The following is a 21,489-nucleotide window of genomic DNA, read 5'->3' on the forward strand; positions in this document are numbered from 1 at the left end:
GTTCATTATTGTCGAAACACGATACACGAAAGATTGAGGAAAAAATATCATTTTCTGGCGATGCCGTCGGTCGTTCGGCGGCCCGCCCGCGGATGGGTGCGCCATGCCGCCCATAGGCAGTTATCGGCAATTTTTAGCCCATATCCAACAAATGAGCCGAACTTTGTATCGCCAATCCCACGCTTTTGCCTGTTTCGGTTCTGTATTCCCCGATATATGGCATAATCCTTGTGGATCACCGTATGACTTGGTATCACTTGATCACTTAAACAGGCTGTGGCAACGCTGCATATATCATGATGAAGACGCTTTACGACAAACTTTGGGAATCCCACGTTGTTCGGGCCGAAGATGATGGCACGACAATTCTGTACATCGACCGGCACTTGCTGCACGAAGTCACCAGCCCGCAAGCCTTCGACGGGCTCAGCGTGGCGGGCCGCCAGCCATGGCGCATTTCCGCCAACCTGGCCGTGGCCGACCATAACGTGCCCACCACCAGCCGCGTCGACGGCATCGCCGACCCCGTTTCGCGCCTGCAGGTGGAAACCCTGGACAAGAACGCCCGCAACTTTGGCTTGACGTACTTCAACATGAACGACAAGCGCCAGGGTATCGTGCATGTGATCGGCCCTGAGCAGGGCGCGACCCTGCCCGGCATGACGGTGGTGTGCGGCGATTCGCACACTTCCACGCACGGCGCCTTCGGCGCGCTGGCGCACGGCATCGGCACGTCCGAGGTCGAACACGTGCTGGCCACGCAAACCTTGCTGCAAAAGAAATCCAAGTCCATGCTGGTGCAGGTCGACGGCGCCATGCCGGCCGGCGTGACGGCCAAGGACATCGTGCTGGCCGTCATCGGCAAGATCGGCACGGCCGGCGGCACCGGCTACTGTATCGAGTTCGGCGGCTCGACCATCCGCGCGCTGTCGATGGAAGGCCGCATGACGGTGTGCAACATGGCCATCGAGGCGGGCGCCCGCGCCGGCATCATCGGCGTCGACGACACCACCATCAATTACGTCAAGGGCCGTCCGTTTTCGCCGGCCGGCCCGCACTGGGAACGCGCCGTGAGCTACTGGCGCACCCTGCATTCGGACCCGGGCGCCCGTTTCGACCTCGTCGTCACGCTCAACGCGCAGGACATCGAGCCGCAGGTGACCTGGGGCACGTCGCCCGAGATGGTGGTCGGCATCGATGGCCGCGTACCGGACCCGGACAATGAAAAAGACAGCGTCAAGCGCGACGCCATGGAAAAGGCCCTGGTCTACATGGCCCTGAAGCCGAACACGCCGATTGCCGACATCCGCATCGACAAGGTCTTCATCGGTTCCTGCACCAATTCGCGCATCGAGGACTTGCGCGCGGCGGCCGCCGTGGTGCGCGGCAAGTACCGCGCCTCGAACGTCAGCCTGGCGCTGGTGGTGCCGGGCTCGGGCCTCGTCAAGGACCAGGCCGAACGCGAAGGACTGGACCGCATCTTCAAGGATGCCGGTTTCGAGTGGCGCGAGCCGGGCTGTTCCATGTGCCTGGCCATGAATGCGGACCGCCTGGAGCCGGGCGAACGCTGCGCCTCGACGTCGAACCGCAACTTCGAAGGCCGGCAAGGGCAGGGCGGACGCACCCACCTGGTGTCGCCGGCGATGGCGGCCGCGGCGGGCATCGCCGGCCACTTCGTCGACGTGCGGGGATTGCGATGACGGCAGGGACTGGCGCCGCTGGTTTACACTAGCGCCTTCAGTCCCTTATTGATTATCGAGAAATCATCATGAAAAAACTCTTCGCCCTCCTCATCGCCACCGTCATCCTGTCTGGCTGCAACACCGTCTCCGGCATCGGCCGCGATGTGCAGAAAGTCGGCCAGGTTGTCACTGGCGCCGGCGGAAAATAAACCGCGACGTGCCGGCGCCCTGCGCCGCCCGTCCTACCGAGTAGAAACAGCATGGATAAATTTACGATTTACGAAGGCCTGGTCGCGCCGCTGGACCGCGCCAACGTCGACACCGACGCCATTATCCCGAAGCAATTCCTGAAATCGATCCACCGCAGCGGTTTCGGCCCCAACCTGTTCGACGAATGGCGCTACCTCGACCATGGCGAACCGGGCCAGGACAACAGCCGCCGCCCGCTGAACCCCGAGTTCGTGCTCAACGAGCCGCGCTACCAGGGCGCTTCGATCTTGCTGACGCGCAAAAATTTCGGCTGCGGCTCCTCGCGCGAGCACGCGCCGTGGGCGCTGGACCAGTATGGCTTCCGCGCCATCATCGCGCCATCGTTTGCCGATATCTTCTTCAACAACTGCTACAAGAATGGCCTGCTGCCCATCGTGCTGTCGGAAAGCCAGGTCGACCATCTGTTCAATGAAGTCAAGGCCTTTCCCGGCTACAAGCTGGTGGTGGACCTGGAGCAGCAGTGTGTGCGCACCAGCAATGGCTCCGTCTCGTATCCATTCGAGATCGACGCCTTCCGCAAATATTGCCTGATGAATGGCCTCGACGATATCGGCCTGACCCTGCGCCATGCGGACGATATCCGTGCCTTCGAAGAGCGCCACCTCGCCAACCAGCCTTGGCTCGCCAACGTCATTTAATCGATAAAAATATGAAAATTGCAATCTTACCCGGCGACGGCATCGGTCCTGAAATCGTCGCGCAAGCCGTCAAGGTCTTGAATGTGCTGGGCGAGGCGTTCGAGCTGGAAACGGCGCCCGTGGGCGGCGCCGGCTATGCGGCCCATGGCCACCCCTTGCCGGAAGGCACCTTGGCCCTGGCGAAGGCGGCCGATGCCGTGCTGTTCGGCGCCGTCGGCGATTATCAGTACGACAACCTTGAGCGCCAGTTCCGTCCGGAGCAGGCGATTTTGGGCCTGCGCAAGAACCTGGGTCTGTTCGCCAACCTGCGTCCAGCCATTCTGTATCCGGAACTGGCCGGTGCCTCGACCCTGAAGCCGGAAGTGGTGTCCGGCCTCGATATCCTGATCATCCGCGAATTGACGGGCGACATCTATTTCGGCCAGCCCCGCGGCGTGCGCGAGTGCCCGGACGGTCCGTTCAAGGGCCAGCGCGAAGGCTACGACACCATGCGCTATGCGGAAGGCGAAATCCGCCGCATCGCCCACGTGGCTTTCCAGGCCGCGCAAAAGCGCGACAAGAGGCTCACCAGCGTGGACAAGGCGAACGTGCTGGAAACCTTCCAGTTCTGGAAAGATATCGTCATCGACGTGCACAAGGAATACCCGGACGTTGCGCTCGATCATATGTATGTCGATAACGCGGCCATGCAGCTGGTGCGGGCGCCGAAGAAATTCGACGTCATGGTTACCGGTAACATGTTCGGCGACATCCTGTCGGATGCGGCCGCCATGCTGACGGGCTCGATCGGCATGCTGCCGTCCGCGTCGCTGGACGCCAACAACAAGGGCCTGTACGAGCCATCGCACGGCTCGGCGCCCGACATCGCGGGCAAGGGCATCGCCAATCCGCTGGCGACGATACTGTCGGCGGCCATGATGCTGCGCTATTCGCTGAACCGCGAGGAACAGGCAAATCGCATCGAGGGCGCCGTCAAGCAAGTGCTGGCGCAGGGGCTGCGTACGGCCGACATCCATGAAGCGGGCACGACTTTGGTCGGTACCGAGGCGATGGGTGATGCAGTTGTAAAAGCACTGGGATAAAATAGTCTAATGACGGCAGTCGCCGTCTCATCTTGAGGAATGGTAATGAAATTAGTTGGCTTGGTAGGTTGGCGCGGTATGGTCGGTTCGGTCCTGATGCAGCGCATGCAGGAAGAGGGTGATTTCGCCCACATCGAACCGGTGTTTTTCACCACCTCGAACACGGGTGGCGCGGCGCCAGCCATGGCGAAGAATGAAACCATCCTCAAGGATGCCAACAATATCGCCGAACTGTCCAAGTGCGACATCATCATTTCCTGCCAGGGCGGCGACTACACGAGCGCCGTCTTCCCGCAGCTGCGCGCGGCCGGCTGGAACGGCTACTGGATCGATGCCGCATCGACCCTGCGCATGGAAAAAGACGCCGTCATCGTGCTCGACCCCGTCAACCTGCACGTCATCAAGGATGCGCTGGGCAAGGACGTCAAGAACTACATCGGCGGCAATTGCACCGTCTCGTGCATGATGATGGGCCTGGGCGGCCTGTTCCAGCACGATTTGATCGACTGGATGACGTCGATGACCTACCAGGCGGCATCGGGCGGCGGCGCGCAGCACATGCGCGAACTGCTGACGCAATTTGGCACCATCAACAGTTCCGTCAAGGCGCTGCTGGAAAACCCGGCCTCGGCCATCCTGGAAATCGACCGCCAGGTGCTGGCCACCCAGCACGGCTATTCCGCGGACGAAATCAAGCAATTCGGCGCGCCGCTGGCCGGCAACCTGATTCCGTGGATCGACAAAGACCTGGGCAACGGCCAGTCGAAGGAAGAGTGGAAGGCCGGCGCGGAAACCAACAAGATCCTCGGCCGCGGCATCGACTTTGGCACCAAGGAAATCCCCGTGGACGGCCTGTGCGTGCGCATCGGCGCCATGCGCTGCCATTCGCAGGCGCTGACCATCAAGCTGAAGAAAGACGTGCCGCTCGATGAAATCAACGACATCATCGCCAGCAATAATCAATGGGTGAAATTCGTGCCGAACACGCGCGAAGCGTCCGTGCGCGACCTGTCGCCGGCCGCCGTCACGGGCAGTCTGACCATTCCAGTCGGCCGCGTGCGCAAGATGAGCATGGGCGGCGAGTACCTGTCCGCGTTCACCGTGGGCGACCAGTTGCTGTGGGGCGCGGCCGAGCCGCTGCGCCGCATGCTGCGTATCCTGCTGGACGCGTAATGGCAATAAATTGCTGATCAGAATCAAGCCGGGGCTGTTTTCCCGGCTTTTTTTTCGTCCTGAGCCCGTCAAGGCTCAACCATGCGGAGCTTGCATAGCTCTGGGCATGATGATATGTTGATACCTCTGGAAAAGTAACAGTTTTCCCATGTCAACTAAGATGCCGCCAATTATGCCTGTACACACTCGTCCCCGGGTCGCCTCCCTTGCCATCAAAACACTCAGCAGCGCTGTCGCTTGCGCGGTGTTATTGTCACCGGCGGCATCCGCAGCCGAGCTGGGCAAGATCACGGTGCTGTCCGCCGCCGGTCAGCCGCTGCGCGCCGAGGTCGAATTGTCGGCCGTCAAGCCTGACGAGGCGACAACCCTGCTGGCCAAGCTGGCGCCGCCGGACGCCTACCGCCAGGCCAACGTGGAATTCAACCCCGCGCTGAACGCACTGACGTTTGCCGTGGAAAACCGCAACGGCAAGCCCTTCATCCGCATCAGTTCGGCGCAACCGGTGGCCGAGCCGCTGGTGGACCTGCTGCTGGAGCTGAGCAGCAAGAATGGACGCCAGGTGCGCGAATATGCGTTCGTGCTCGATACGCCCGAGGCGCGCCAGACGCGCGGCGTGCAGGTCATGGCTCCGGCCGAACCCGGAAAGGGCAAGACCGCCGCCACCGCTGCCGCCAATACCGCTCCGCCAGCGGCGCCGAAGAAGGCGGCCGGCGAATACAAGGTCAAGGCGGGCGATACCCTGAGCCGCATCGCCAGCGAGCTGAAACCGTCGGGCGTTTCGCTCGACATGATGCTCGTCGCCCTGTACCGCGCCAATCCCGATGCCTTCAAGGGCGAGAACATGAACCGCATGCAGGCCGGGCGCATCCTGGCCGTGCCAGGCGCGGAAGCCATTCGCGCCACCGACGCGGCCGAGGCGAAGGGCGTGGTGACGGCGCACGCCATCGATTTCGAGGCGTACCGCAACAAGCTGGCGGGCCAGGTGGCGCAGAGCAAGCCGGTCAAGGCGGCGCAGGCGACGCAAAGCACGGCCGGCAAGATCGGCGCGACGAAGGTGCAGGAAAAGCCGACGGCCGTGAGCGAAGCGCAAGACAAGCTGAAGCTGTCGAAAGCGGAACCGGCGGCCAAGGCCCCCGGCAAGAGCGCGGTAGCCAGCGAGGAAGACAAGATCGCCAAGGCCAAGCAGGTGGATGAGGCGGCCGCGCGCGTCAAGGAACTGGAAAAGAACGTCAGCGACCTGGAAAAGCTGATGGCGGTGAAGAGCAAGGCCATGGCCGACAAGAGCGCGCCATCGCCCGCCAAGCCGGCCGAGGCCAGTGCCGCGGCCAGCGCCAGCGCCGTTGCCAGTGCCCCGGCCGAAGCGCAGCCGCCGGTGCCGAAGGCCAAGCCGGTTCCGCTGGTCAAGAAAGCCTCGCCGCTGGAACCGACCATTACAGATAAGATCAACGATCACCTGGGCGCCATCGGCATCGGCCTGGCCGCCTTGCTCGCTGCCGTGGCGGCGCTCGTCGTCGCGCGCCGGCGCAAGGACACGCCGCCGGCCGAGGCCGACGTGGCCCCCGTGCTGGAACCTGAACCGCCAGCCGCGCCGCCGGCGGGCGTGGCGCCGGAAGACCAGCAGTCCGAGGCGAGCAATCATTTGTTCGGCGCCGGCGCTGCCGCCGCCGGAGCCGCTGCCGTGGCGGGCGCCAGTACCCTCGATGTCAATGAGGTGGACCCCGTCGCCGAAGCCGATGTGTATATCGCCTACGGCCGTGATGGCCAGGCGGAAGATATCCTCAAGGAAGCCTTGCGCATCCATCCCGAACGCCATGCGGCGCGCCTGAAACTGCTGGAAATCTATTCGGCGCGCAATGACGTGCGCGCGTTTGAAGACCAGGCCAGCGAGCTGTACAGCCTGACGCGGGGTCAGGGCGAGGAGTGGCCGCAAGCCGCCGCGCTGGGCCTGGCGCTCGATCCATCCAACCCGCTGTATGGCGATACGGACGGCGACGCCGTCGTCAGTCTGAGCAAGGGCGCCGGCGATGACTTGCGCGGCCAGAGCATGGATTTGCCTGACGACACGGCCCTGGCCGACCTGGCGCCAGCCGAGCCGGCGGCCGTTCCCGCGCGCGATGCCCGCGATCCGCTCGACTTTGACCTCGACAGCCTCGATTTCGAGCCCGTCTCCACCAGCGACCCCATCGTCATGCCCGGGCCTGATGCCAAGCCGGCAACGGCTGCGCACGATGCGCAGTACGACGCCAGCATGGATTTCGGCCTGGACCTGGAGCCGCCAGCCGGCCCCGTGAATGGCGTGGGCGCGGGCCTGACGCCGTTGCCCGATCCATTGAAAGACGTGGACCTGGCCCATTTCGACCTCGATGAACCGGTAGCGCCGGCGGCGGCGCCGGTAGTGGCGGCCGAGCCATCGATCGACAACTTGTTTGACGCAGCGCAAACACCGGCCACGCCGCCGGAAACCATCCCGGCCGCGCAGGAGTTCGACCTGTCCGGCATCGACCTGGACCTGAACGACGCCAAGACGGCCAGCGCCGGCGTGGATGACCCGCTGTCGGCCATCCACATGGAAATGGATACCAAGCTGGACCTGGCAATCGCTTACCAGGAAATCGGCGACAAGGAAGGCGCGCGCGAGCTGATCGATGAAGTCATCAAGGGCGGCAGCGAAGAGCAGGTGAAAAAAGCCAATACCATGCGCGCGCTGTTGAGCTAGTGATACCCGCCGGCGCGGCAAGCTGCGGCGCCGGTATAATGCTTCGATGCAAAATATTACGACAGCAACGCCATTGAAGCGCATCGCCCTGGGTCTGCAATACGACGGCATGGCCTGGCATGGGTACCAGAAACAGGAAGATGGGCAAACGGTGCAAGACCAGCTGGAAAATGCGCTGGAGAAGTTTGCCCGCGTGCGCCTGGCCACCACGTGCGCCGGCCGCACGGACACGGGCGTGCATGCGCTCGAGCAAGTCGTGCATTTCGATACCGAGCTCAATCGCGACGTGCACTCCTGGGTGCGCGGCGTCAACGCCTTCCTGCCCAAGTCCATCGCCGTGCGCTGGGCCAAGGAACTCGATGGCGATCCGACGGTCAATGATTTCTTCCACGCCCGTTTCAGTGCGCGCGCCCGCACCTATCATTATGTGTTATATAACAATCCCACGCGTTCGCCGCTGGTGGAAGGGCGCGCCGGCTTCTTTTTCCGCCCGCTGGACGTGGAACTGATGCGCCAGGCCGTGCAGCCCTTGCTGGGCTGGCACGATTTCACGGCGTTTCGCGCCGCACAATGCCAGGCCAAGTCGCCGGTCAAGCTCATGCATGACATCCAGATCGAGCGCCGTGGCGAACTGATCGTCTTTAGCATCACCGCCAACGCCTTTTTGCACCACATGGTGCGCAACCTGGTGGGCTCGCTCGTGTATGTGGGCTCGGGCCGTGAAAAGCCGGAATGGCTGGGGCAGTTGCTGGAACGTAAGGACCGCCATGCGGCGGCGCCCACCTTCATGCCGGACGGCCTGTACCTGGCGAAGATCGATTACGACCCGAAGTGGAACTTGCCGCAAGATGGCAGCAGCGCCTTGCCCTGGTTTTGATTGATATCAAGTCGAATAGAGGAACAACATGCTACGCACACGCATCAAAATCTGCGGGCTGACCCGCGTTGAAGATATCCAGGCCGTTGTGGCGGCGGGCGCCGATGCCATCGGTTTCGTGTTTTATCCGAAGAGCCCGCGCCATGTGACGCCGGAGCAGGCTGCCGCCCTGATCGCCGCCGTGCCGCCGTACGTGACGACGGTGGGGCTGTTCGTCAATGCCAGCGTGGAAGAGGTGCGGGCGACAAAGGCTGTGGCGCCCTTGTCCCTGCTGCAATTTCATGGCGACGAGACGCCCGAGCACAGCGCCGCGCTCGCCAGCGCCGTGAATATGCCATTTACGCAAGTGTTCCGCGTCAAACCCGACACCCGCTTTGAAGATTTGCTAGAATACGAACAGCGCTATCGCGCCGCCAGTCCCTTGTTTGCCAGCCTCTTGCTGGATACCTATGTGGATGCGTATGGCGGTGCAGGAAAGGTATTTGATTGGTCCCTCATTCCAAAAGAACTCGCGCCTCGGGTCGTTTTAAGTGGTGGCTTGAGCGTACAAAACGCGACTGACGCAGTGGTGCGCGTGCGCCCTTACGCCGTCGACATCAGCAGTGGTGTCGAAGCGTCCAAGGGCATCAAGGACGCATCCCGCATCCGCGCGTTCATCGCCGCGGTGCAGGATGCCGATGCCATCATTGCCAGAGGAAACCACCATGAATGACCATACCAACGCGCGCGGCGCCGCCGCCGCACTGTTCCACGCTACCGACTACCCATTTCCTGACCTGCGCGGCCATTTCGGCCCGTATGGCGGTTCGTTTGTCGCCGAAACCCTGACCCACGCGCTGGCCGAGCTGAAAGACGCTTACGCGCGCTACAGCGTCGACCCGGAATTCCTCGAAGAATTCCGCTACGAGCTGAAGCATTTCGTCGGCCGGCCGTCGCCCATCTACCACGCCAAGCGCTGGTCCGGGATGGCGGGCGGCGCGCAAATCTATTTCAAGCGCGAAGACTTGAACCACACGGGCGCGCACAAGATCAATAACGTCATCGGCCAGGCCCTGCTGGCCAAGCGCATGGGCAAGCCGCGCATCATCGCCGAGACGGGCGCCGGCCAGCATGGCGTGGCCACGGCCACCATCTGTGCCCGCTTCGGCCTCGAATGCGTGGTCTACATGGGCAGCGAAGACGTCAAGCGCCAGGCGCAGAACGTGTACCGCATGAAATTGCTGGGCGCCACCGTCGTACCCGTCGAATCCGGCTCCAAGACCCTCAAGGATGCGCTGAACGAAGCCATGCGCGACTGGGTCACCAACATTGAAAACACCTTCTATATCATCGGCACCGTGGCCGGCCCTCATCCGTATCCGATGATGGTGCGCGACTTCCAGTCCGTGATCGGCGAGGAATGCCTGGTGCAGATGCCGGAAATGACGGGCCGCCAGCCCGATTACGTGCTGGCCTGCATCGGCGGCGGTTCGAACGCCATGGGCATCTTTTATCCGTATATCGACCAGAAGGACGTCAAGCTGATCGGCGTGGAAGCGGCCGGCGAAGGGCTGGACACGGGCAAGCACTCGGCCTCGCTGACGGCCGGCTTCCCGGGCGTGCTGCACGGCAACCGCACCTATCTGTTGCAGGACGAGAATGGCCAGATCATCGAGACGCATTCCGTCTCGGCCGGCCTCGACTACCCGGGCGTGGGCCCGGAACACGCGTGGCTGAAAGATTCGGGCCGCGCGCAATACGTGTCCATCACGGATGACGAGGCGCTGCAGGCTTTCCACGACTGCTGCCATATCGAAGGCATCATCCCGGCCCTGGAATCGTCGCACGCGCTGGCCTACGCGGCCAAGCTGGCGGCCACCTTGCCTAAAGACAAAATTGTACTGGCCAACCTGTCGGGCCGTGGCGACAAGGACATGCATACGGTGGCGGAACGCATGGGTTTGAATTTCAGTTAAGCAGCTGACAAGCCCTGGCAGGTCGGGTCGGCGCGCAGGCGCTTCACCCGACATTTCTCACTGACTACACGAAAGCATCCCATGTCCCGTATCGCCACTACCTTTGCCAACTTAAAATCCCACAACAAGACCGCCCTGGTCACGTTTATTACCGCCGGCGACCCCGGCCCCGACGCCACCGTGCCGCTGATGCACGCGCTCGTCGAGGGCGGCGCCGACGTGCTGGAGCTGGGCGTGCCGTTTTCCGACCCCATGGCCGAAGGCCCCGTCATCCAGCGCGCCTGCGAGCGGGCCTTGAAATTCAACGTCGGCATCCACGACGTGTTCGGCTATGTGCGCCAGTTCCGCGAGACCAACCAGACGACCCCCGTGGTGCTGATGGGCTATGCGAACCCCATCGAGCGCATCGGCAGCGCCGCGTTTATTGCAGCGGCGCAAGCGGCCGGCGCCGACGGCGCCATCGTCGTCGACTATCCGCCGGAAGAGTGCGAGGAATTCGCCGCCGCCATGCGCGAGGCGGGCCTCGACCTGATCTTCCTGCTGGCGCCCACCTCGACCGAGGAGCGCATCGCGCAAGTGGCCAAGGTCGGCGGCGGCTTCAGCTATTACGTGTCGCTGAAAGGCGTCACGGGCGCCGGTAACATTGATACGGAACAGGTGGCAGAACGCCTCGCCGCCATCCGCCAGCATGTAAAATTACCCATCGGCGTAGGCTTCGGCATCCGCGATGGCGCCACGGCCCAGGCCGTTGCCAAGGTGGCCGATGCGGTCGTGATCGGCAGCCGCATCATCCAGGAAATTGAAAATGCGCCGGAAGGCGGCGCCGTGGACGCCGTGCGCAGCTTTACGGCCGGTATCCGCGCCGCACTGGATGCCTGAGCAAGCTTGTCGTTTATGCCATCAAGGTGGCGGCAAAGTTCGACAGCCCGGCGATAAACGGCTACACTTCGGCCACTGATTTGCCTGTCATTGTGCAATAGATAAAATTTTTGGCGGCGTCCTGCGGGGCGCTGCCGTTTACCGTCTGCCGGGGGCGTCCACCGACGCCACCCCTACAAGGGCCCAAGGAGAAAATATGAGTTGGTTGGAAAAACTGCTGCCACCGCGCATACAGCGCTCTGATGCTGGCGCACGCAAGACCATGCCGGAAGGCCTGTGGGTCAAGTGCCCGTCCTGCGAAGCCGTGCTGTACCGTACGGACCTGGAATCGAATCTGCACGTGTGCCCGAAATGCGACCATCACATGCGCATCCGCGCCCGTGAGCGCCTCGACAGCCTGCTCGACGCCGGTGGCCGTTATGAAATCGGCCAGGAAATCCTGCCCGTCGATACGCTGAAGTTCAAGGACAGCAAGAAATACCCGGACCGCCTGAAATCCGCCATGGAAGCGACGGGCGAGACGGATGCGATGGTCGTCATGGGCGGCGCCATCATGAGCCTGCCAGTGGTCGTGGCGTGCTTCGAATTCGAATTCATGGGCGGCTCGATGGGCTCCGTCGTGGGCGAGCGTTTCGTGCGCGGCGCGCAGATCGCGCTGGAACAGAAAGTGCCGTTCATTTGCATCACCGCCACCGGTGGCGCGCGCATGCAGGAAGGCTTGCTGTCCCTGATGCAGATGGCCAAGACCACGGCCATGCTGACCAAGCTGTCGGAAAAGAAATTGCCATTCATCAGCGTGCTGACCGACCCGACCATGGGCGGCGTATCGGCCTCGTTCGCCTTCATGGGCGACGTCGTCATTGCCGAGCCCAAGGCGCTGATCGGCTTTGCCGGCCCGCGCGTGATTGAAAACACCGTGCGCGAAAAATTGCCGGAAGGCTTCCAGCGCGCCGAATTCCTCGTCACCAAGGGCGCCGTCGACATGATCGTCGACCGCCGCAAGATGCGCGAAGAAATCGCCCGCCTGCTGGCCTTGCTGCAAAACCAGGCCGTCGAAGTCCTGGCGTAATTCGCCAAAGTAATAGGCCGGGCGGCGTCCCCTGGACCCGCCCGGTTGCCACGTCCTACCGTCTCCGCGCCCGGCGCATCGCATCCTCATCAAGAAGTCTCCCATGCAAAACCTCCCCATCACCCTGCCAGACTGGCTCGCCATGCTGGAAACCCGGCATTCGGAAACCCAGATCAACATGGGCCTGGACCGCGTGCAAGCCGTCAAGGCGCGCATGCAGCTGGCTTTTACCTGCCCCGTGATCATGGTGGCGGGCACGAATGGCAAGGGTTCCACCTGCGCCATGCTGGAATCCGTGCTGTTGCGTGCCGGCTACAAAGTGGGGCTGTACATCAAGCCGCATTTCCTCGATTTCAACGAGCGCGCGCGCGTGCTGGGCGAGATGGCCAGCGACGAACAGCTCGTCGCCAGCTTCAACTTTGTTGAAGCCGTGCGCGGCGACACGCCACTGACGTATTTTGAATTCACCACCCTGGCCATTTTGCAGCTGCTGTCGCAAGCAAAGCTGGACGTGGCCATCCTGGAAGTGGGCCTGGGCGGGCGCCTGGACGCCGTCAACGTGATCGACGCCGACGTGGCCATCGTCACCAGCGTCGATATCGACCATACGGATTACCTGGGCGACACGCGCGAAGCCATCGGCTTTGAAAAGGCCGGCATCTTCCGTCCGGGAAAGGCGGCCATCTGCAGCGACCCCGTGCCGCCGCAGTCGCTGATCGACCATGCCGAAGCCATCGGCGCCGACCTGTGGCTGATGGGCCGCGACTTCAATTATTCGGGCGACAAGCAGCAGTGGAACTATGGCGGGCGCGAACAGCGCCGCAATTCGCTGGCCTACCCGAGCTTGCGCGGCGCCAACCAGATCCTCAACGCGACGGCCGTGCTGGCGGCGCTGGAAGTGCTGAAGCTGAAACTGCCGGTGGGTGCGCAGGAAGTGCGCACGGGCCTCGTGACGGTGGAATTGCCGGGCCGCTTCCAGGTCTTGCCAGGCCGCCCCAGCGTGATCCTCGACGTGGCGCACAACCCCCACGCGGCCTCGGCGCTGAACCAGAACCTGGGCAATATGGGTTTCCACCCGTACACCTACGCCGTCTTCGGTTCCATGCAGGACAAGGATATCGATGGCGTACTGGCCGCGATGGCCGAGCATGTCGACCACTGGTGCCTGACGGGCCTGCCTTCGCCGCGCGCGGCCACGGCATCGGAACTGGTGGCCAAGGTGCAAATCATGCTCGAAGATAAGCCCGACAGCAGCGAACATACTGTGTCTATTTTCGATGATCCGGCACAAGCTTTTGCAAATGCAATGAGCCGGGCCGGTGAGAATGATAGAATTGTGGTCTTTGGTTCTTTCCTCACCGTTGCCGGCGTGATGAAGGCCCGAAAATCCTCACTTCACTGAAACGCACTCGACTGAAAATCACGCATGGGCTTGTTCTCGAAACTGTTTAAAAACAAGCAAGAATCCTCTGGCGAAGACAGCGGCTTTTATGTCCCTGGCGAAGCACAGTCGCCGACCCGCAAGCGCGCCGCCAACACTGCCGGTGGCGGTGGTTCGCGCCGTGGCGGCAAGGAAGCGCCGGATCCGGTCTTGCCTGAAAAGAAACGCGCGCGCCGCCGCCTGGTCGGGGCCATCGCCCTGGCCCTGGGCGTGGCCGTCGGCTTGCCGATGCTGCTCGACTCCGAGCCGAAGGCGCCCGTCAACGATATCGCCATCGACATTCCGTCGAAAGAGAAGGTCGCCGCAGCGCCCGCGCCCGCTCCCGTGCAGGCCGTGCCGGCCCAGGCGTCGGCAGCGAACAATGGCCTCGACCAGTCCGAGGAAATCGTCGATGCGCCGCTGCCTCCGGCAGCCAAACCTGCTCCGGCGCCCGTGCTGGCCACGGCCCAGCCCGTGCCGGCCAAGCCCGCCTATGTAGAGCCGAAAGCGGAACCGAAACCCGTCAAGCCCGAACCGAAACCCGAGCCGAAGCATGAAGCGAAGCCGGAACCGAAGCACGAACCCAAGCCGGAATCCAAGCCCGAGCCCAAGCATGAAGTGAAGCCGGAAGCCAAGCCCGAAGCGAAACCGGCCAAGCCGGCGCAGTCTGCCGACGATGCGGCGCGCGCCCTGGCGATTCTGGAAGGCAAGCCGCTGGACAAGCCGCAAGAGAAGGCGCACGACGCCGGCAGCGGCAAGTTCGTGGTGCAGGTGGCGGCCCTGGCGACGCAGGACAAGGTGGACGAATTGCAGGAAAAACTGCGCGAAGCGGGCATCAAGTCGTACACGCAGAAAGTCTCCAGCCCTGCAGGCGAGCGCATCCGCGTGCGAGTGGGGCCGTTCGGCAGCCGCGACGATGCGGAAAAGACGCGCGCCAAGCTGCAAAAGCTGGGCCTGGGCGGTAGCCTGGTGCCGGCGTGATGATGCAAGGCTGAACGCGCGTGACGATCTTCGATTACCTGGTGCTGTTCGTGCTGGTGACGTCCGTGCTGATCAGCATGATGCGTGGCCTGGTCAAGGAAATACTGTCGCTGGTCAGCTGGATCGTGGCTTTCGTCATTGCCAATGCGTATGGCGCCACCCTGGCGAAATTCCTGCCGGAAGCCGTGCCGGGCGAAGCGATCCGCCTGTTGCTCGCTTTCGTGGTGCTGTTCATCGGCGTGCGCATTCTGATGGGATTGCTGTCCATGACGGTCGATGCGCTCGTCAAGGTGACGGGACTGAGCCTGGCCGACCGCACCCTGGGCAGCCTGTTTGGCCTGGCGCGGGGCCTTGTGATCGTGCTGACCGCCGTCATCTTGTGTGGCATGACGTCCATCCCGCAGCAGCCACTCTGGAAAAACGCGCTGCTCAGCCCGGTCGCGGAACAGGGCGCGCGCGCCATCAAGCCTTATCTGCCTGCCGCCTACGCGCAGCATGTGAAATTTTGAAATTTTTTTAAAATCAGTAGCACAGTTTAGGAGCACACCATGTGTGGCATCGTCGGCGTCGTTTCCCATCAACCTGTCAATCAATTGCTCTATGACGCATTGTTGCTCTTGCAACATCGCGGCCAGGACGCGGCAGGGATTGCGACCAATCACAGCAGTATGTTTTCCATGCACAAGGCCAACGGCCTCGTACGTGACGTCTTCCGTACGCGCAACATGCGTTCGCTGCAAGGCACAACGGGTATCGGCCACTGTCGCTACCCGACGGCCGGTTCGTCGAGCGAAGAGGAAGCACAGCCGTTTTATGTGAATGCGCCGTTCGGCATCACGCTGGCGCACAATGGCAACCTGACCAACTGGGAACAGTTGAAACAGGAAATGTTCAAGAACGACCGCCGCCACATCAATACCGATTCCGACTCGGAAGTGCTGCTCAACGTGCTCGCGCATGAAATCCAGGAAGCGACGACGGGCCTGAACCTGGACCCGGACGCCATCTTCAAGGCCGTGACCGTGCTGAACCGTCGCGTCAAGGGTGGCTACGCTGCCGTGGCGCAGATCGCCGGCGTGGGCTTGCTGGCCTTCCGCGACCCGCACGGCATCCGTCCGCTGTGTCTGGGCATCAATGAAACGGAGCAGGGCGCCGAATACCTGATCGCGTCCGAATCCGTAGCCCTGGAAGGCATGGGCTTCCGCTTCGTGCGCGACATCGGCCCCGGCGAAGCCGTCTTCATCGATGCCGACAAGCAATTGCACAGCCGCCAGTGCGCCGACAACGCCAGCCTGAACCCGTGTGTGTTCGAGTTCGTCTACCTGGCCCGTCCCGATTCCGTCATCGACGGCGCTTCCGTGTACGCCACGCGCCTGAAAATGGGCGAATACCTGGCCGAAAAGATCCGCACCGAATTGCCCGGCGTGCATATCGACGTGGTCATGCCGATCCCCGATTCCTCGCGTCCGGCCGCCATCCAGCTGGCCATGGCGCTGAACATCGAGTACCGCGAAGGCTTCATCAAGAACCGCTACATCGGCCGCACCTTCATCATGCCGGGCCAGGCGGCGCGCAAGAAATCCGTGCGCCAGAAGCTCAACGCGATCCCGTCCGAGTTCAAGGACAAGGTCGTGCTGCTGGTCGACGATTCCATCGTGCGCGGCACCACCAGTCGTGAAATCGTGCAGATGGCGCGCGAAGCGGGCGCGACGAAAGTCATCTTCGCCTCGGCCGCGCCTCCGGTAATCTACCCGAACGTGTACGGCATCGACATGCCGACGCGCGACGAACTGATCGCCTATGGCCGCACGACGGAAGAAGTGTGCCGCGAAATCACGGCCGATTACCTGGTGTACCAGGATATCGGCGCGCTGAAGCAGGCGATTGCCGACGTCAACCCGGCCCTGACCAGTTTCGAGGCGTCGTGCTTCGATGGCGTGTACGTGACGGGCGACGTGTCGCAGGAATACCTGGACCGCCTGGAGTACGCGCGCCACCATCCGAAGGCGGCAGCGCCCGAGGATACGCCGCGTTCCCAGCTGAACCTGAACCTGGCGACGACGGAAGCATAATCGTCCAGCCCGGCCTGCGCCGGGCTTTTTTTTGTCTGACTTTTTCACTGCCTTGCGCACCACCCGACCATGAGCGACAACAAGACTTACGGCTTTACCACCACCATCCTGCATAACGACCGTCGCAAGGGCATCGAGCACGGTTCGCTGCACAAGCCCGTGCACACGTCCGTCGCGTTCGGCTACGGCGATGCGCGCCAGCTCGCTTCCGTGTTCCAGGGCAAGGAGCCCGGCTTCCGCTACGGCCGCCAGGGCAATCCGACCGTTTCCGCGCTGGAAGACAAGGTCAACAAGATGGAGGACGGCGTGGCCACGCTGTGCTTCGCCACCGGCATGGGCGCCATCGGCGCCGTCGTGCAGGCGCTGCTGCGCGCGGGCGACCACGTCGTGTCGTCGGCTTTTCTATTCGGCAACACCAACAGCCTGTGGCAGACGGTGACGGGGCAGGGCATGGCCGTGTCGTTTGTCGACGCCACCGATGTGGCCAACGTGGCGGCCGCCATCACGCCGGCCACGCGCATCGTGTTTGTCGAAACCATCGCCAATCCGCGCACGCAGATCGCCGACCTGGCGAAGATCGGCGAGTTGTGCCGCGAAAAAGGCATCCTGTATATCGTCGACAACACCATGACGACGCCGTATTTGTTTCGTCCGAAAGCGGTGGGCGCGGGCCTGGTGGTCAATGCGCTGACCAAGTCCATCGGCGGCCACGGCAATGCACTGGGCGGCAGCTTGACGGACACGGGCGTGTTCGACTGGACGCAATATCCGAACATCTTTGACAATTATAAAAAGGCGGCGCCGGCCCAGTGGGGCATCGCGCAAATCCGCGCCAAGGCCTTGCGCGACTTCGGCGCCTCGCTGGGACCGGAAGCGGCGCACCATATCGCCGTCGGCGCGGAAACCATGGCCTTGCGCATGGACCGTACCTGCTCCAACGCCCTGGCGCTGGCGACCATGCTGCAGGCGGATCCACGCGTGGCTGCCGTGCATTATCCGGGCTTGGCCTCGCATCCGCAGCACGCGCTGGCAACGGACTTGTTCCGCAGCTATGGCTCCCTGTTCAGCTTTGAGTTGAAAGACGGCATCGACTGCTTCGATTTCCTCAATCGCCTGAACCTGGCTATCCCGGCCAGCAACCTCGGTGACACGCGCACCCTCATCATTCCCGTTGCCCACACGATCTTTTACGAGATGGGCGCCGAGCGCCGCGCCAGCATGGGCATCGCCGAATCGCTGATCCGCGTCTCCGTCGGCATCGAGGACGAGGCGGATCTGCTCGAGGATTTCCGTAATGCGCTGGAGGCATAAAACGCCCGGGCGATAAAAAAGGGCCGCAACAGCATGACTGTTGCGGCCCTTTTTGCGTTTTACGTGCGACAGCTGCCAGGAAAAATCAATGCCAGCTGCGCATCAAGCCAACTGCCAGCCCTTCCAGGGCGAATTCGTCTTCGGGCGACACGGTAATGACCTTGAAATCGGGGTTTTCCGGCAGCAGTTCGATGACGGAGCCCGTCTTCTTGTAGCGCTTGACGGTGACTTCGTCGCCGATGCGGGCGACGACGATCTGGCCATTCTTGGCGCTGTCGACCTTCTTGACTGCCAACAAGTCGCCATCCATGATGCCGGCGTCGCGCATGGACCAGCCGCGCACCTTCAGCAGGAAGTCGGGCTTGGCCGAGAACAGGGCAGGATCGACGTTGTAGCTCGCTTCCAGGTTTTCCTGTGCCAGGATGGGCGAACCGGCCGCCACGCGGCCGATCAGCGGTAGCGACATCAGCAGGGCCGCCGGCACCTTCGATGGCAGCGTTTCGGCCGCCGCGCCGATCAGGCGGATGCCGCGCGACGTGCCCGGCGAAATCTCGATCGCGCCCTTGCGGGCCAGGGCCTGCAAATGCTCTTCGGCCGCATTGGCCGATTTAAAACCCAATTCATTGGCAATCTCGGCGCGGGTGGGAGGAAAGCCCGTATTTTCAATCGCGTCCTTGATCAGGTTCAGGATTTGTTCTTGTCGTGCTGTCAGCTTGATCATGAGCGGTGGGTGCATACTAAAATGCTGTCTATATGAACAGTCTGTATTTTTGTACAGTATCGCCGACTATGCAAGCCCAATTTCACCATTTCGCAAAATAATTCAACGATCGGCTTGTTCCTGGCGCGATCACTTCAATTTATTGCCAATTTGCAATTTTCTCTGCTAGTATGCGCATGATATTTTTTTGGCAATGTGGCATCCGGGCCATGTGTGCCTCTCTTCATCCGTAAAACTATAAAAGGATTCCATGATCGACCGATGTGGTAAGCGTTTCACCTTGCTGGCTGGCTTGCTGGGCATCTTATTTGCCGGGAATGCGTGCGCCTTTACCCTGGGCACGCATGTCTGGGTGGGGCAGCAGGTCATCAACGATCTGGCGGACGATGGCAAGATCACTATTGTATTGCAGGGAAAGCCCGTCACCCTCGAAGTGCCCGCGCATGTGCGCAGTGCCATCCTGGCGAACCAGACGGAGTTCTTGCTGGGGAATATAGGTCCCGACTCGGCGCCGGACATTCTCGTCGGGCAAACCATCGTCCATCCCGGCATCGAAGACGGCTGGAAGACCAACGACTGGCTGCGTTTCCTGCTCAACAGCGCCAGGGGTAACGCCGCGGGCACGGCATACGCCTATGGCTACCTGGGGCATGCCTCGGCCGACATGTTCGCCCACACGTATGTCAATCAGTATGCGGGAGACATCTTTGACCTGGCCGATGAAACGCTGGTGGAGCAGCGGCATATTGCTCTCGAGGGCTTTATCGGGAGGCTGACGCCGCCGTTGCGCGACCACACGGGCAAGCAGCTTGGCGCCGTGCGCGCCTTGATCAAGCCCAGTGATGCATTCGGCACGTTTGTGCGCGACACGCTGGTGCTCAACGATACGGTGCAGGAGCAATACAGCCGCGGCAAGTATGGACGGCATTTGGCGGCCTACCATGCCTACCGCAAATCCATCGACGCGATGGTGGCCAATCCTGCGTGGAACCAGCTCGACGTCGCGGTCGTGCGGCTGTTTGCGTCGAACTGGGGCGTGGCGCTGTCGTCGAACGACGCGCAAAAGATCATCGACAAGGCCAATGTCATCATCCCCAAGGTACAGGCGGGCGAGGACCGCATCCAGTCCCTGGCAAACGATCTGGTCAATGCCACGCAGCATCTTGACGATGCCCTGTTCAGCGGCGTGAAGAAGGCCACGCAGACCGTGTTCAGTGTCGAGCAGGAGATACTCCAGCTGCACCTGCAGATTTCCAGCAAGGAAAGCGAGTTGCGCCGCAAGGCAAGTTGCCCGAAAGAATGGCAGGATCCGTTCGGCCATCGTGCATGTCAAAAAGCAAACGATGTGATCGACTCCATCAATGGCTCGGTCAATGCGGCCCTGGGCTCGCTCAATGGCAAGCTGGCGGCCAAGCGGCAGCAGCTGTTGCAGGCCAGTATCGCCGTGCGCGATGCTGCGGTGGCATCGCAAAAGCTGGTGCAGATCGTCAGCAATGCCGCCATTGATTTCAGCCAGCGCATGGGGCAGAACACGTCGCCGATCAAGGGGCCGCTGATAGGCTGGCGCAATGATGTCGATGTTGCCATGCGTGAATATGTGAAGGCGACGAGCCAGTCATTGCTCAATTCCACGGACCGGGCGGCCAGCGCGACCGAGCCGCTGTCGCGCTGGTTCGATTGCTATCACATGAGCATTCTCGGTGTGGCGCAGGAGCTGTCCGGGTGCGAGCTGCGCGACGGCGCCAGGAATGTGGTCTGGGCGGTGGACCGGGCGCTCAAGCTGGCCGAGGACCTGGCGTTTGCCGGGGACCTGCTCGGCTTGCCGACGCCTTCCGAGATCCGCGCCTGGCGCGACGAGCAGATTGCCAGCGCCAAGGATCGCCTGGTGGCGGAAATCTTCGACCGCCTGCTGCCGCGCGAATTGCAGGATATCCTGGCGCTGTTCAGCAAGGACATGGACGATGCCGCCCTGAACGACTATTTCAGCCGCCCCGAGCGCCATAATGACAAGAATCTGCTGATGATTCCCGACCTTGCCGCGCGCGTGCGCGCCGAGATGCGCGTGACGGACGGCGCCTTCGATCCGCAGCGATATGCGGTGGCCTATAACGCCGTCGTGCTGGCCAAGCTGTCGCTGCTCGATACGGCGGGCCTGGTGGTGCTGGGGCAACTTGCTGGGGCGGCGCCGGAAGCGGGGCGCTCCGTGTTTGCGCAGACCGATAACGTCATCGCCGACGCCATCGCCAGCATCGACGGCAATCACCAGTGGATGGCCGTGCCGCCGCCGCGTCCGAACGCCGTGGGCGCGCCGTATGCGCAGCCGGCGTCCTACGCCGCCCCGGCCGGTTTCGTGCCATGGCGTCCCGCCGTGCGCAGCGCGCTGTTCCGCGGCTTGTTCAAGGGGCCGCTGTCGTCCGGTGTCGACGTGGCTGGCGAGCTGGGCTTTTCGGCGTTGTTGCCAAGTGACTATCCTTACCGTCCTTGCAGCGGATATCCGTTCCCGGACAGCGCTGCGGACCAGGCTTGCCAGGGCACCAAGATCATGCCGGTGCTGCAGTTGCTGCTGGACTAGCGGCCAGGCCCCCGCGCCAGCATGCGCGGGGGCTTGATCGTTGGCGTAAAACCGGCTATACTCTCCGGCTG

General features: G+C 62.6%; 18 protein-coding genes. 17 read left to right on the plus strand and 1 reads right to left on the minus strand.

Translation table 11 applies throughout. The features are described from left to right. Positions 1–296: 296 nt before the first annotated feature. The 16 genes from leuC (at position 297) to O0880_RS05670 (ending at position 18,125) form a co-directional block, all read left to right on the plus strand. The gene (gene leuC / locus O0880_RS05595; protein WP_071322537.1) at positions 297–1,700 is read left to right on the plus strand and encodes a 3-isopropylmalate dehydratase large subunit; all 1,404 of its coding nucleotides are present in this window, start codon (positions 297–299) and stop codon (positions 1,698–1,700) included. A gap of 68 nt (positions 1,701–1,768) precedes the next feature. Further along, positions 1,769–1,891: an entericidin A/B family lipoprotein gene (locus O0880_RS05600; protein WP_010400408.1), complete on the plus strand. Its 123-nt coding sequence runs from the start codon at positions 1,769–1,771 to the stop codon at positions 1,889–1,891. A 51-nt stretch (positions 1,892–1,942) separates the two neighbouring features. Further along, complete coding sequence (gene leuD, locus O0880_RS05605; protein ID WP_071322538.1) at positions 1,943–2,590, plus strand: 3-isopropylmalate dehydratase small subunit; 648 nt, start codon at positions 1,943–1,945, stop codon at positions 2,588–2,590. 11 nt (positions 2,591–2,601) lie between these two features. After that, on the plus strand, positions 2,602–3,672 hold the full coding sequence (gene leuB / locus O0880_RS05610) for a 3-isopropylmalate dehydrogenase (protein WP_289885536.1): 1,071 nt from the start codon (positions 2,602–2,604) through the stop codon (positions 3,670–3,672). 45 nt (positions 3,673–3,717) lie between these two features. Beyond that, the gene (asd, locus tag O0880_RS05615) at positions 3,718–4,845 is read left to right on the plus strand and encodes an aspartate-semialdehyde dehydrogenase (protein ID WP_289885537.1); all 1,128 of its coding nucleotides are present in this window, start codon (positions 3,718–3,720) and stop codon (positions 4,843–4,845) included. Between the two features lie 244 nt (positions 4,846–5,089). Further along, a complete protein-coding gene (locus O0880_RS05620) occupies positions 5,090–7,561 on the plus strand; it encodes a FimV/HubP family polar landmark protein (protein ID WP_289885538.1) in 2,472 nt (823 codons plus the stop codon). A 46-nt stretch (positions 7,562–7,607) separates the two neighbouring features. Further along, entirely contained in the window at positions 7,608–8,438 is an 831-nt protein-coding gene (gene truA / locus O0880_RS05625; RefSeq protein WP_198043876.1) for a tRNA pseudouridine(38-40) synthase TruA, read from the plus strand. Positions 8,439–8,466: 28 nt separating this feature from the next. Continuing rightward, positions 8,467–9,150 (plus strand): phosphoribosylanthranilate isomerase, encoded by a 684-nt coding sequence (locus tag O0880_RS05630; protein WP_289885539.1) that lies wholly within the window; start codon positions 8,467–8,469, stop codon positions 9,148–9,150. After that, positions 9,143–10,393, plus strand: a complete 1,251-nt coding sequence (gene trpB / locus O0880_RS05635; protein WP_289885540.1) for a tryptophan synthase subunit beta — start codon at positions 9,143–9,145, stop codon at positions 10,391–10,393. Before O0880_RS05630 ends, trpB begins: the two co-directional genes overlap by 8 nt. Before the next feature lie 81 nt (positions 10,394–10,474). Further along, positions 10,475–11,272 carry a tryptophan synthase subunit alpha gene (gene trpA / locus O0880_RS05640; RefSeq protein WP_071322543.1) on the plus strand — a complete coding sequence of 266 codons (798 nt, stop codon included), beginning with the start codon at positions 10,475–10,477 and terminating at the stop codon, positions 11,270–11,272. A gap of 196 nt (positions 11,273–11,468) precedes the next feature. After that, positions 11,469–12,341: an acetyl-CoA carboxylase, carboxyltransferase subunit beta gene (gene accD, locus O0880_RS05645; protein ID WP_071322544.1), complete on the plus strand. Its 873-nt coding sequence runs from the start codon at positions 11,469–11,471 to the stop codon at positions 12,339–12,341. A 103-nt stretch (positions 12,342–12,444) separates the two neighbouring features. Next, on the plus strand, positions 12,445–13,743 hold the full coding sequence (folC, locus tag O0880_RS05650; protein ID WP_289885541.1) for a bifunctional tetrahydrofolate synthase/dihydrofolate synthase: 1,299 nt from the start codon (positions 12,445–12,447) through the stop codon (positions 13,741–13,743). Between the two features lie 24 nt (positions 13,744–13,767). After that, a complete protein-coding gene (locus O0880_RS05655) occupies positions 13,768–14,742 on the plus strand; it encodes an SPOR domain-containing protein (protein ID WP_289885542.1) in 975 nt (324 codons plus the stop codon). Positions 14,743–14,762: 20 nt separating this feature from the next. Then, positions 14,763–15,251 carry a CvpA family protein gene (locus O0880_RS05660; protein ID WP_289885543.1) on the plus strand — a complete coding sequence of 163 codons (489 nt, stop codon included), beginning with the start codon at positions 14,763–14,765 and terminating at the stop codon, positions 15,249–15,251. A 39-nt stretch (positions 15,252–15,290) separates the two neighbouring features. Further along, positions 15,291–16,814: an amidophosphoribosyltransferase gene (purF, locus tag O0880_RS05665; protein WP_071322548.1), complete on the plus strand. Its 1,524-nt coding sequence runs from the start codon at positions 15,291–15,293 to the stop codon at positions 16,812–16,814. Positions 16,815–16,883: 69 nt separating this feature from the next. Next, complete coding sequence (locus O0880_RS05670; protein ID WP_289885544.1) at positions 16,884–18,125, plus strand: cystathionine gamma-synthase family protein; 1,242 nt, start codon at positions 16,884–16,886, stop codon at positions 18,123–18,125. An 85-nt stretch (positions 18,126–18,210) separates the two neighbouring features. Here the strand turns inward: O0880_RS05670 and lexA are convergent, their stop codons facing one another. Then, a complete protein-coding gene (lexA, locus tag O0880_RS05675) occupies positions 18,211–18,846 on the minus strand; it encodes a transcriptional repressor LexA (protein ID WP_071322550.1) in 636 nt (211 codons plus the stop codon). Between the two features lie 250 nt (positions 18,847–19,096). Here lexA and O0880_RS05680 point away from each other — a divergent pair, with 250 nt between their 5' ends. Next, on the plus strand, positions 19,097–21,418 hold the full coding sequence (locus tag O0880_RS05680) for a zinc dependent phospholipase C family protein (RefSeq protein WP_289885545.1): 2,322 nt from the start codon (positions 19,097–19,099) through the stop codon (positions 21,416–21,418). Positions 21,419–21,489: the final 71 nt, after the last annotated feature.

It is taken from the genome of Janthinobacterium sp. SUN118 (genome assembly GCF_030397695.1).
GTDB lineage: Bacteria > Pseudomonadota > Gammaproteobacteria > Burkholderiales > Burkholderiaceae_D > Janthinobacterium.